General features: G+C 49.4%; 16 protein-coding genes. 6 read left to right on the forward strand and 10 right to left on the reverse strand.

The window, feature by feature from the left end; all coding sequences use genetic code 11:
• The 6 genes from mbhE to VIN66_RS03380 form a co-directional block, all read left to right on the forward strand.
• Positions 1-600 (forward strand): hydrogen gas-evolving membrane-bound hydrogenase subunit E (gene mbhE / locus VIN66_RS03355; RefSeq protein ID WP_331922670.1); only part of this gene is annotated, 600 nt, incomplete at its 5' end.
• On the forward strand, positions 600-953 hold the full coding sequence (locus VIN66_RS03360; RefSeq protein ID WP_331922671.1) for a Na+/H+ antiporter subunit C: 354 nt from the start codon (positions 600-602) through the stop codon (positions 951-953). The genes mbhE and VIN66_RS03360, both read left to right, overlap by 1 nt.
• Positions 953-2,476, forward strand: coding sequence for a monovalent cation/H+ antiporter subunit D (locus tag VIN66_RS03365; protein WP_331922672.1), 1,524 nt, complete (start codon positions 953-955; stop codon positions 2,474-2,476). The genes VIN66_RS03360 and VIN66_RS03365 overlap by 1 nt, the downstream gene beginning before the upstream one ends.
• Positions 2,473-3,012 (forward strand): Na+/H+ antiporter subunit E, encoded by a 540-nt coding sequence (locus VIN66_RS03370; protein ID WP_331922673.1) that lies wholly within the window; start codon positions 2,473-2,475, stop codon positions 3,010-3,012. The genes VIN66_RS03365 and VIN66_RS03370 overlap by 4 nt, the downstream gene beginning before the upstream one ends.
• Positions 3,002-3,271, forward strand: coding sequence for a K+/H+ antiporter subunit F (locus VIN66_RS03375; RefSeq protein WP_331922674.1), 270 nt, complete (start codon positions 3,002-3,004; stop codon positions 3,269-3,271). Before VIN66_RS03370 ends, VIN66_RS03375 begins: the two co-directional genes overlap by 11 nt.
• Positions 3,272-3,280: 9 nt before the next feature.
• A complete protein-coding gene (locus VIN66_RS03380; RefSeq protein ID WP_331922675.1) occupies positions 3,281-3,643 on the forward strand; it encodes a Na+/H+ antiporter subunit G in 363 nt (120 codons plus the stop codon).
• 57 nt (positions 3,644-3,700) lie between these two features.
• Here the strand turns inward: VIN66_RS03380 and VIN66_RS03385 are convergent, their stop codons facing one another.
• From VIN66_RS03385 to VIN66_RS03430, 10 genes are all read right to left on the reverse strand, one after another.
• On the reverse strand, positions 3,701-3,970 hold the full coding sequence (locus VIN66_RS03385) for an HPr family phosphocarrier protein (protein ID WP_331922676.1): 270 nt from the start codon (positions 3,968-3,970) through the stop codon (positions 3,701-3,703).
• The gene (gene rapZ, locus VIN66_RS03390; protein ID WP_226766424.1) at positions 3,970-4,833 is read right to left on the reverse strand and encodes an RNase adapter RapZ; all 864 of its coding nucleotides are present in this window, start codon (positions 4,831-4,833) and stop codon (positions 3,970-3,972) included. Before rapZ ends, VIN66_RS03385 begins: the two co-directional genes overlap by 1 nt.
• Positions 4,830-5,303 carry a PTS IIA-like nitrogen regulatory protein PtsN gene (gene ptsN, locus VIN66_RS03395; protein WP_331922677.1) on the reverse strand — a complete coding sequence of 158 codons (474 nt, stop codon included), beginning with the start codon at positions 5,301-5,303 and terminating at the stop codon, positions 4,830-4,832. The genes rapZ and ptsN overlap by 4 nt, the downstream gene beginning before the upstream one ends.
• A 7-nt stretch (positions 5,304-5,310) precedes the next feature.
• The gene (gene hpf / locus VIN66_RS03400; RefSeq protein WP_331922678.1) at positions 5,311-5,598 is read right to left on the reverse strand and encodes a ribosome hibernation promoting factor; all 288 of its coding nucleotides are present in this window, start codon (positions 5,596-5,598) and stop codon (positions 5,311-5,313) included.
• A gap of 26 nt (positions 5,599-5,624) precedes the next feature.
• Complete coding sequence (locus VIN66_RS03405; protein ID WP_331922679.1) at positions 5,625-7,112, reverse strand: RNA polymerase factor sigma-54; 1,488 nt, start codon at positions 7,110-7,112, stop codon at positions 5,625-5,627.
• Positions 7,113-7,165: 53 nt separating this feature from the next.
• The gene (lptB, locus tag VIN66_RS03410; protein ID WP_331922680.1) at positions 7,166-7,888 is read right to left on the reverse strand and encodes an LPS export ABC transporter ATP-binding protein; all 723 of its coding nucleotides are present in this window, start codon (positions 7,886-7,888) and stop codon (positions 7,166-7,168) included.
• Positions 7,885-8,370 (reverse strand): lipopolysaccharide transport periplasmic protein LptA, encoded by a 486-nt coding sequence (gene lptA / locus VIN66_RS03415; protein ID WP_331922681.1) that lies wholly within the window; start codon positions 8,368-8,370, stop codon positions 7,885-7,887. Before lptA ends, lptB begins: the two co-directional genes overlap by 4 nt.
• Positions 8,360-8,914 carry an LPS export ABC transporter periplasmic protein LptC gene (gene lptC, locus VIN66_RS03420; RefSeq protein ID WP_331922682.1) on the reverse strand — a complete coding sequence of 185 codons (555 nt, stop codon included), beginning with the start codon at positions 8,912-8,914 and terminating at the stop codon, positions 8,360-8,362. Before lptC ends, lptA begins: the two co-directional genes overlap by 11 nt.
• On the reverse strand, positions 8,911-9,465 hold the full coding sequence (gene kdsC, locus VIN66_RS03425; RefSeq protein WP_331922683.1) for a 3-deoxy-manno-octulosonate-8-phosphatase KdsC: 555 nt from the start codon (positions 9,463-9,465) through the stop codon (positions 8,911-8,913). The genes lptC and kdsC overlap by 4 nt, the downstream gene beginning before the upstream one ends.
• On the reverse strand, positions 9,466-10,071 hold a 606-nt coding region (locus VIN66_RS03430), incomplete at its 5' end, for a KpsF/GutQ family sugar-phosphate isomerase (protein ID WP_331922684.1).

The following is a 10,071-nucleotide window of genomic DNA, read 5'->3' on the forward strand; positions in this document are numbered from 1 at the left end:
AACGTCATACTGGTGGATTTCCGTGGTTTTGACACCCTGGGCGAAATAACGGTTTTGGGTATTGCTTCACTTGGGATTTTCAAACTGCTGACCAGAATTCCACTGTTTAAGCCCAGCAGTGATGGTGAAGGCCGCCCCTGGGCGCTGGAGCGCCATTCGCTGTTACTGGCAACTGTATCGCAAAGCCTTTTGCCGCTGGCGATTATGGTGTCTATCTACATTTTCTTCCGCGGCCATAACTTACCGGGTGGGGGCTTTATTGCCGGGCTTGTCACGGCTGTCGCCATTATTCTGCAGTACATTGCGCACGGTGTGGATTGGGTGAAGGAGCGGATGAATGTGGAGTATCAACGCGTGGTTGCCATAGGGTTGATGATTGCACTATTTACCGGTGCCGCCAGCTGGCTGTTTGGCCGGCCATTCCTGACATCCTGGTTTGATTATTTCGATGTACCCGTGCTTGGCAAAATTGAACTGGCCAGTGCGATAGCCTTTGATTTGGGGGTTTATATTACAGTCGTGGGTTCTACGCTGCTGATTTTGGCCAATCTTGGTAAGATGACTACAGCGCACCGGCCGGTGCATAAGGAAACGATCTGATGGAAACTCTGTTTGCCAGTTGTATTGGCTTTCTTACGTTCTGCGGTATTTTTCTGATGTTACGTGGCCGCACTTTTCCGGTAATGCTGGGACTGACAATGTTGTCTTACGCTGTCAATCTGTTCATTTTTGCTTCCGGCCGGCTGACACTGCGCGGTGCTGCTGTGCTCGGAACCAGTGAACACTATGCAGACCCGTTACCGCAAGCGCTGGTTCTGACCGCCATCGTTATCGGCTTCGCGATGACGGCTTTTCTGGTCATTCTGGCGATACGGGCCCGCGCAGATCTGGGGAATGATCATGTCGATGGCAAACTGCCAGATGCGGATGGCATGAAAAGGGAGAGTCGTTGATGTGGCATTTAATAACGGCACCTATATTGTTGCCGATGCTTACCGCCCTGATCATTATGCTGCCGCCAGTACACTATTCGCCAATGCGCCGGCGGTGGGTCAGTATGATTTCAAGCGCCATTCAGCTGGTATTGGTAGTGCTTCTGCTGCTGCATGTACAGCAAAACGGTTTGCTGCACTACGCAATAGGTAACTGGCAGGCGCCTTTTGGCATCATTCTGGTGGCTGATACATTATCTATGGTGCTGGTGTGTTTAACGTCTTTTCTGGCGCTGGGGGCAATTTGCTATGGCAGTGCCGGTGAAGACGAGAAAGGCTCATTCTTCCATCCGCTATTTCAGTTCCAGGTCATGGGCATTAATGGCGCCTTTTTGACCGGCGATCTGTTTAACCTGTTTGTTTTCTTCGAAGTATTACTGATTGCCTCATATGCGTTGCTGATCCATGCCGGTGGTAAAAATAAAACCAAGGCAGCAGTGCATTATGTAGTACTGAATCTGACCGGCTCTGCGATTTTCCTGTTCTCGCTGGCGGTGCTGTATGGCACGCTCGGTACGCTGAATATCGCGGATATGGCGCAAAAGGTCGCCACGCTGCCCGCTGAAGACGTCATGCTGGTTAAATCAGGCGGCCTGATGTTAATGATCGTGTTTGCATTAAAAGCGGCGGTGCTGCCACTACAGTTCTGGCTGCCAGCTACCTATTCATCAGCCTCGGCGCCAGTAGCAGCGTTGTTTGCGGTAATGACTAAGATTGGGATCTATGCCCTGATGCGGGTATATACCACGATATTCGGTGCTGACGCCGGGCCTTTACAGGGAATGGCGGCAGACTGGTTATTACCTGCTGGCCTTGCCACTATCGTGCTGGGTGCCATTGGTGTGATGGCCAGCCACGATTTTCGTAAACTGGTGGCGAACCTGGTACTGGTGTCAGTGGGTACGCTGGTATGTATGGTTGCACTGCATACTGAATTATCGGCTGCGGCGGCATTGTATTACACCGTACATTCCACTCTGGTCACAGCCGCACTGTTTTTAATTGCTGACCTTATTGCCAATCAACGCGGCAAAGCTGCGGATCGTTTAGTATCAGGCCGGCGTGTGGCGCAACCGATATTGCTGGGCAGTTTGTTTATGCTGGCGGCTATGGCTGTTGCCGGTTTACCGCCTCTGTCCGGTTTTATCGGTAAGTTAATGCTACTACAGGCGGTGACAGAACCTGCCAGCCGGGCTGTGCTTTGGGCCGTAATTTTAGTTTGCAGCCTGCTGGTGATCATTGGCTTGTCGCGTGCGGGCAGTACGTTATTCTGGCGGGTTAGCGGGGGGGATGCAGCTGGCGATAAGGCTGCTCCGCTGCAGGTATTTGCGGTGTGCTGGTTGTTGTTAGCCAGTCCAGCCCTGGTTGTGTTTGCCGGGCCTTTGACTGAGCTGTCGCATCAAGCCGCAGCACAGTTATATGATACTGATACCGCTATCAGGACTATACTCGGCTCTGCCAGCACAGAGGGGAGTGCGCCATGAGATTTGATGCGAAATATCGTTGGCTTCCGACACCATATCGCAGTGTGATGCTGTTTGTTGTCTGGCTGCTGCTGAATCAGAGCATCGAGGCTGTGCATTTGTTCTTTGGGGCGGTGCTGGCGGTGCTTATCCCACTGCTGATATTGCGCTTTCGTGACCCACAGCCGGTTATTGAACGGCCTTTGCTGGCTCTGCGCTATATGTTGCGGGTGCTGGCCGATATTGTTGTCGCCAATGCCCAGGTGGCAGTATTGATACTGGGGCCTAAAAGACGGTTGAACCCGGCTTTTGTCAAAGTCCCTCTTGATCTGCAGCACGAGCTACCGATAACTATTCTGGCCAGTACCGTTTCGATGACGCCGGGCACCGTCAGTGCTGAAGTGCTTCCCAGCACCGAATGCATTAAGCCGGGAGAGCCTTTACCGCAGCGCTGGTTATTAATTCATGTACTGAACCTGACTGATGAGGCGGCGCTAATTGAGTCGATTAAGCAGCGTTATGAGGCCCCGTTAAAGGAGATTTTCAATGCTGGATAATGTCATTATGCTGGTGTTTGTGATGATCAGCATCGCACTGTTGCTGAACCTGTGGCGCCTGCTGCGGGGGCCCAGCTTGCCGGACCGTATTCTGGCGCTTGATACCATGTATATCAATAGTATTGCACTCATTATCTTATACGGCTTGCTGATGGGATCGCCGCTGTATTTTGAGGCGGCACTGCTTATTGCTATGCTGGGGTTTGTCAGTACTGTCGCGGTATGTAAGTTTTTACTACGCGGCGACATCATCGAGTAGGAGAGTACTATGCAACACTGGATGGAATGGGCGATCGCGTTTTTCCTGTTACTGGGTGGCAGTTTCGTACTGATAGGCTCTATCGGTCTGACCAGAATGCCTGATTTTTTTATGCGCTTGCATGGACCTACCAAAGCCACGACGTTGGGGATGGGGGGGATCCTTCTTGGTTCGATTTTTTTCTTCAGTCTGACCGGTGAAGTTAGCGTACATGAGCTGCTGATTACGATTTTTCTGCTGATCACTGCGCCGATCAGTGCGCATATGCTGATTAAAGCAGCGTTACACCATAAACTAACGGCTATCAGCAGAACCCGTGGTCTGGATAAAATTCCACCTGCCCAGGTGAAAGCGCACGATCGGAATGTGTAACAAAAGAATTAAAACTGGATAGGTAGAAGCCCTAATCAGATACGGTTTTGGCGTAATCTAATTTTCGTCGAAACCGTTTTTAATGAGATCTGCTACAGCCCGCAGTGCGTGTTCCGCGTCTTCACCGTCAGCGCAAACCTGTAATGTTTTGCCTTTGCTACTCGCCAGCATCAACAGCGCCAGCACGCTGCTGGCGTCGGCAGTTTTATCTTCCTGTACCAGTTCAATTTTGGCCTGAAACTGCTGACATAATTGTGCCAGCTTGGTTGCAGCCCTGGCATGCAGTCCAAGTTGATTTACGATAGTGACTTCTTCACTGCACTTCATCAGCTTGCTCTGCCGTGGTGGCGCACTAATTCCCGGTGGCGCGTCTGCACATCATCTCTTAAATTCCGGTAGCTTTCTGCCAGGCTTTCAACAATATAAACCGAACGGTGTTGGCCGCCGGTACAGCCAATAGCAATCGTCAGGTAGCTGCGGTTATTGCGCTCCAGATGGGGTAGCCAGGTACTGATAAAACTGTTTATCTGCCAGATATACTTGGCGACTACCGGTTCAGATGCCAGATAGTCTTTAACCGGCTGGTCAAGCCCGGTCAGCGGTTTCAAATCAGGCTCCCAGTGTGGATTGGGCAGGAAACGGGCATCAAACACAAAATCGGCGTCTTTAGGGATGCCGTATTTAAAACCAAAAGATTCAAACAGAATGACCAGACGGCCGGTTTTCTGGCCCAGAATACGCTCGCGCAACTGCTCTGCCAGCTGGTAGACATTTAACTCAGTGGTATCAATATATAAATCGGCACGGCTGGATATAGGGTCAAGCAACTGCTGCTCGCGGGAGATAGCATCGTCCAGTGACATCGCCTGATGCGACAAAGGATGTAGCCGGCGTGTCTCACTGAAGCGTTTAATTAAGCTGGCATGATCAGCATCCAGATACAGAATGGTCAAATCCAGCTTGCGTGGCAGATAAGATAGAATCTCAGCCAGTTCATCGGGGTCTTGCGGCAGGTTTCTTACATCGATACTGACGGCAACACGCTCATACTGGCCCATAACTGTGGTAGCCAGTGTCGGCAGTAAATTAACAGGGATATTATCTACACAGTAGTAGCCAAGGTCTTCCATCACCCGTAAGGCAACAGACTTGCCTGAACCGGAACGACCACTAACTACCAGCAACTTCATTTTGCGGCGTCCATTGCGCTGTAGTCGACTAACAGCTGGTACAACTGCTGGTTTGTTTCAGCGTGACGGATTTTTTTGGTCAGCTCTTTCTGGCTGAGAAGTTTGGCGATGCCTGCCAGTGTGCTTAAATGAGCCTGACATTGATCTTCCGGGATCAAAATGGCACAGAATATATCGACCGGCTGGTTGTCTATCGCATCAAACGGAATTGCTTCTTTACTGACTACGAACACCAACACCGGCTGAGTGACCGTTTTCAGCTTGCCATGGGGAATTGCAATGCCGCCGCCGATACCGGTAGAACCCAGTTTTTCCCGGGTCATTAATGCTTCGAGGATACTGTACTCAGACATATCTGGCAGGCGCTGATGCGCTAACTCAGCAATATACTCCAGAATACGTTTCTTGCTGTTAAAAAGAACTGCACTTTTAGTGCAGTTCTCGGTAAGCATTGCAGTTAAATTCGTCATAATCTAATCAGTGTCGGGCTATTTTCTCTTTATGCTTAATGACCTGGCGATCTAATTTGTCTATCAACTGGTCTATAGCAGCATACATATTTTCATCTTCAGATACTGCGAACACTTCACCACCATTAAGATGCAGCTTAGCTTCAGCAATCTGTTTCAATTTTTCCACGTTTAGGATCACATGTACATTATTTATATGATCAAAGTGCCTTTCCAGTTTGGCAAATTTGCTATCTACGTATTGTTTTAAGGCTGTGGTGATTTCAACATGGCGACCGGTCAGATTGATTTGCATAGACATATTCCTTCTTTTAGGCTTATTTACAGCAAGGTCTTGCGTTGATTTGACGGCGGAATATACAGAGACTCCCGATACTTAGCGATAGTTCGCCTTGCAACGTTAATGCCCTGTTCCATCAGAATATCGGCCATTTTACTGTCACTCAGCGGTTTGGCCGGATTCTCCGCCGCCACTAATTTTTTAATAAATGCTCGAATAGCTGTCGAAGAACATTCTCCGCCATTTTCTGTACTCACATGGCTGGAAAAGAAGAATTTAAGCTCAAATATACCCCTGGGTGTATGCATATACTTCTGCGTAGTGACTCGCGAGATTGTCGATTCATGCATGCCTACCATTTCGGCAACGTCATTCAGCACCATAGGCTTCATCGCCTCTTCTCCGTGCTCAAAAAAAGCCTGCTGCTGCTGCACGATACAATTTGCCACTTTCAACAATGTTTCGTTGCGGCTTTCCAGACTTTTCAGAAACCATTTTGCTTCCTGCAGATGGGAGCGGATAAACTGGGTATCTGCACTGCTTTTTGCTGTACGCGACATCGCGGCATACTGCTGGTTTATACGTACCTTAGGCATTGCGTCAGGATTAAGTTCAACCTGCCAGCGGCCTTTTACTTTTATCACGCTAACGTCCGGAATAACGTATTGTTGCTCTTCACGAATAACATCAGCACCGGGGCGGGGGTTCAGGCTGTGGATCAGCCGCATGACTTCCCGTAATTCATCTTCTTTCAGTTTAGTCACACGCATCAAAGAACGAAAGTCGCGATTAGCTAAAAGTTCGGTGTGGTCGCGAATCATGCTTTGCGCTGCAGACAGAAAAGGGGTGTCCGCTGCAAACTGCCGCAGTTGAACTAGCAAGCACTCCTGAATAGATCTGGCGCCCACACCTACCGGATCAAATAACTGAATGCGCTTAATAACGGCTTCTACTTCGTCGGCTTCGATATCGTCAAGGCCGAGTGACTCCAGAATTTCTTCGCAGCTGATGGTTAACAGGCCATTGTCGTCTATGGCTTCAATAATAATTTCAGCTATAGCCCGGTCGGTGTCTGAAAAGGGGGTAAGTTGCATTTGCCAGCGTAAATAATCCTGCAGTGTCTCGCTCGTCTCACCCTGATAGACAAAATCTTCATCGCTGCCGGTGTTTCCTGCACTTACCGGCGCTGCACTGACCAAATCATCCCAGTTGTTGTCCAGCGGCAAGTCTTCCTGAATATTCTGCTCTGACATAGCCTCACTGCTGTCGGGTTCGCTGGGCTCATAACTGTCGTCTGATGTCTGGTCTGAGTCGGCAGAATTCAGTGAGGTACTATCTGAGGTATCTTTGGTATCAGCAGAAAAACTGTCGTAATCGTCTTCAGCTTCCAGCAGTGGATTGGCATCCAATGCTTCCTGAATTTCCTGCTGCAACTCTATCGTCGACAGCTGTAACAAGCGTATAGCCTGCTGCAACTGCGGCGTCATGGTAAGTTGCTGTCCTAAGCGAAGTTGCAAAGAGGGCTTCATCTACTTCTACCGTTATCCTGCTGAATAAATGCGCTGAGATTGTTTTTCGCTAACTATAGCCTGAATTGCTCACCGAGGTATACATCACGAACCTTCTGATTTGCCAATACCTCTTGCGGCGGGCCCGATGCAATCAGTTCGCCATGACTGACAATGTAGGCAATTTCACAGACATCAAGTGTCTCACGCACATTGTGATCGGTTATTAATACACCAATACCACGCTGGCAAAGATGCTGGATAATTTTCTTTATATCTAACACCGATATTGGGTCCACACCGGCGAAGGGTTCGTCGAGCAGGATAAAGGCCGGGTCTGCCGCCAGTGCCCGAGCTATCTCTACTCTGCGGCGTTCACCGCCAGACAGGCTCATGCCCAGACTATGCTTGATATGGCCAATATGAAATTCTTCCAGTAAGTCGTCCGCTATTTCTTCGCGTCTGCTGGCGCTGAGATCTTTGCGCGTTTGTAAAATGGCCAACAGGTTTTCGTATACGGTCAGCTTACGGAAGATTGAACTCTCCTGCGGCAGATATCCTATGCCCTGACGGGCGCGGGCGTGGATGGGGTCGAAAGTGATGTCTTTGTCGTTCAGGCTGATATGACCTTTGTCTGATGGCACCAGACCGACAATCATATAAAAGGTTGTGGTTTTGCCGGCGCCATTCGGCCCGAGCAAACCGACTATCTGGCCCGCATTAACTTCCAGGCTGACATCCTTAACAACTTGCCGGCCTTTGTAGCTTTTCGCCAGGTGCGAAGCAACTAACTTCATGGATTATTCTTTTCCTCCGGCGTAAAAATCGTTGTCACGCGTTTTGACTCGTTGCTTTGTGCACTTAGCTGCTGTTTTTCCACGTTATATTTGATGACAGATGCTTTGACAACGCTGCCGCTTTGCGTCAGCTCAGCGTCTCCGCTTAATGTCAGGGTGCGGTTTGACGGTTCGTAACGCATTTCACTGGCCGTGGCAGTAACCGGCTTACCATCTGCCAATAATTGCGAATAACTCACAGGTGAGCCGGTAGCGATATACACTTCTTTGCCCTTACCTGCACTGGCATTAATTTCCAGCTGGTCGGCTTTCATCTGCAGTGAGCCTTGCGTAATGACTACATTATTACGATAGGTCAGGACATTTTCCTGTACTGAAACCAGATTATCGGCATCGATCTGAATTTGTTGGGTGTAGTCTGGCTGCGCGGCCATCACCACAGAGCTGCTTAGCAGCAGAGCTAAGATAAGATTATTCTTCATTACGATATACCGTCTGTTCATGTTGTACTAACTGGAAAGTCTTGCTGGTTAAGTCAGCTTTGATACCGCTGCCTTTGATATAAAAGCCTTGGCCCTGAATTAACACAGGTTGGTTGTTCTGTAACTTGTTATCAGGGAACAGCATTTCCAGCGTATCTGTCTCAAGCCAATCAATCAGCTCATTTTGCTGCAGGCTATCAATTCTGACCTGTTGCTCAAGGATTATTTTATCCTGAGGAAACCATACGGCATACTGACTGCTGGCTTGCCAGCTTGGTTGATGGTTTTCGTTATACAGGGTATATACCGGCTTTTCAAACTGTGTAAACCCCAGCAGTTCAAAATGTTCCAGTCGTTGTGCACTGACGCTGTCTATCAGATAACCATCACTGTCAAACAACCGTCGGGTGATATTTTGTGCAATATAGTCCGGCATCAGTTCTTGATCGGTTTGCAAGGCATCAGTGCTGTCGGCAGGCTCAAACCACAGATACGCGGCGGTGCCTGTCAGGATCAAAACCAGTAGAACCAGTATTTTTCTCATGCGCTACTGCCATCAAATAAGCCAAATTTATCCTGACTGATTAACAGCAGGTCGCATAGTTCGCGCACTGCACCAAACCCGCCAGGTATGCTGGTGACAAAATGGGCGTGTTTGACCAGATAGGGGTGGGCATCGTGTACCGCAACAGCCAACCCGCAGTGCTGCATTACAACCCAGTCCGCCAAGTCATCGCCGATATAGGCAATTTGTTGTGGCTTAAGTTGCAATTGCTGTTGTAATTGTTCAAACGCAGCAGTTTTATTTTCCTGCCCCTGGTAGATATAAGGTACGGTCAATGATGTCATACGTTGCTGCACTATTGCAGATTGTCTGCCGGTAATCACGGCCACTTCGACACCTGCCTGGCGTAGCGCTTTGATACCATAACCATCGCGGGTATGAAAGGCTTTCAGCTCTTCAGAATTATTACCCAGGTAAATGCGACCATCTGAGAATACGCCATCAACATCGCAAATCAGTAACTTAATCGCGCTGGCGCGCCTAATAATATCGTTACTTACCGCAGTGTAAAGACTGTTAAAAAGTGACATTTATAATACCCCGGCGCGCAGCAGATCGTGCATGTTCATCGCCCCTACTGGCTTACCCGCATCATCGATAATAATCAGCCCGTTAATTTTTTTCTGCTGCATTATCTGCAGCGCCTCAGCGGCTAATTGTTGTGCCTGCGCCGTGATACAGTTTCGTGTCATAACGTCGGCGATTTGGTTGCTATGGATATCATAGCGCTGGTCCAGAATACGGCGCAGATCACCGTCGGTAAATACACCAGCCATTTTGCCATGCTCATCTACAACAGCTGTCATACCCAGGCCTTTTTTGGAAATTTCCAGCAAGGCATCTTTAATCGTCGCAGTTTGCAATACCACCGGCACTTGCTCATTGGTGTGCATTATGTCTTCGAGCCGCAGCAATAACTTGCGCCCGAGGCTACCGCCAGGGTGCGATAATGCAAAGTCATCCGCCGAGAAGCCCCGTGCGTCGAGCAGGGCCACAGCCACAGCATCCCCCATTGCCAGTGTGGCGGTAGTACTGGCTGTAGGCGCCAGTCCCAGTGGGCAGGCTTCCTGTTCAACTTTGACGCATAGATGGGCATCAGCCAGTTTGGCGAGTGTCGACGCCGGGTTACCGGTCAT

Source organism: Rheinheimera sp. (assembly GCF_036568245.1).
In the GTDB taxonomy this organism is placed as follows: Bacteria; Pseudomonadota; Gammaproteobacteria; order Enterobacterales; family Alteromonadaceae; genus Alishewanella.

What these genes read in the sequence shown, in the direction of transcription:
- VIN66_RS03360 (WP_331922671.1), top strand. Translation starts at nt 600, where the DNA reads ATGGAAACTCTGTTTGCCAGTTGTATTGGCTTTCTTACGTTCTGCGGT.
- VIN66_RS03365 (WP_331922672.1), top strand. Translation starts at nt 953, where the DNA reads ATGTGGCATTTAATAACGGCACCTATATTGTTGCCGATGCTTACCGCC.
- VIN66_RS03370 (WP_331922673.1), top strand. Translation starts at nt 2,473, where the DNA reads ATGAGATTTGATGCGAAATATCGTTGGCTTCCGACACCATATCGCAGT.
- VIN66_RS03375 (WP_331922674.1), top strand. Translation starts at nt 3,002, where the DNA reads ATGCTGGATAATGTCATTATGCTGGTGTTTGTGATGATCAGCATCGCA.
- VIN66_RS03380 (WP_331922675.1), top strand. Translation starts at nt 3,281, where the DNA reads ATGCAACACTGGATGGAATGGGCGATCGCGTTTTTCCTGTTACTGGGT.
- VIN66_RS03385 (WP_331922676.1), bottom strand. Translation starts at nt 3,970, where the DNA reads ATGAAGTGCAGTGAAGAAGTCACTATCGTAAATCAACTTGGACTGCAT.
- rapZ (WP_226766424.1), bottom strand. Translation starts at nt 4,833, where the DNA reads ATGAAGTTGCTGGTAGTTAGTGGTCGTTCCGGTTCAGGCAAGTCTGTT.
- ptsN (WP_331922677.1), bottom strand. Translation starts at nt 5,303, where the DNA reads ATGACGAATTTAACTGCAATGCTTACCGAGAACTGCACTAAAAGTGCA.
- hpf (WP_331922678.1), bottom strand. Translation starts at nt 5,598, where the DNA reads ATGCAAATCAATCTGACCGGTCGCCATGTTGAAATCACCACAGCCTTA.
- VIN66_RS03405 (WP_331922679.1), bottom strand. Translation starts at nt 7,112, where the DNA reads ATGAAGCCCTCTTTGCAACTTCGCTTAGGACAGCAACTTACCATGACG.
- lptB (WP_331922680.1), bottom strand. Translation starts at nt 7,888, where the DNA reads ATGAAGTTAGTTGCTTCGCACCTGGCGAAAAGCTACAAAGGCCGGCAA.
- lptA (WP_331922681.1), bottom strand. Translation starts at nt 8,370, where the DNA reads ATGAAGAATAATCTTATCTTAGCTCTGCTGCTAAGCAGCTCTGTGGTG.
- lptC (WP_331922682.1), bottom strand. Translation starts at nt 8,914, where the DNA reads ATGAGAAAAATACTGGTTCTACTGGTTTTGATCCTGACAGGCACCGCC.
- kdsC (WP_331922683.1), bottom strand. Translation starts at nt 9,465, where the DNA reads ATGTCACTTTTTAACAGTCTTTACACTGCGGTAAGTAACGATATTATT.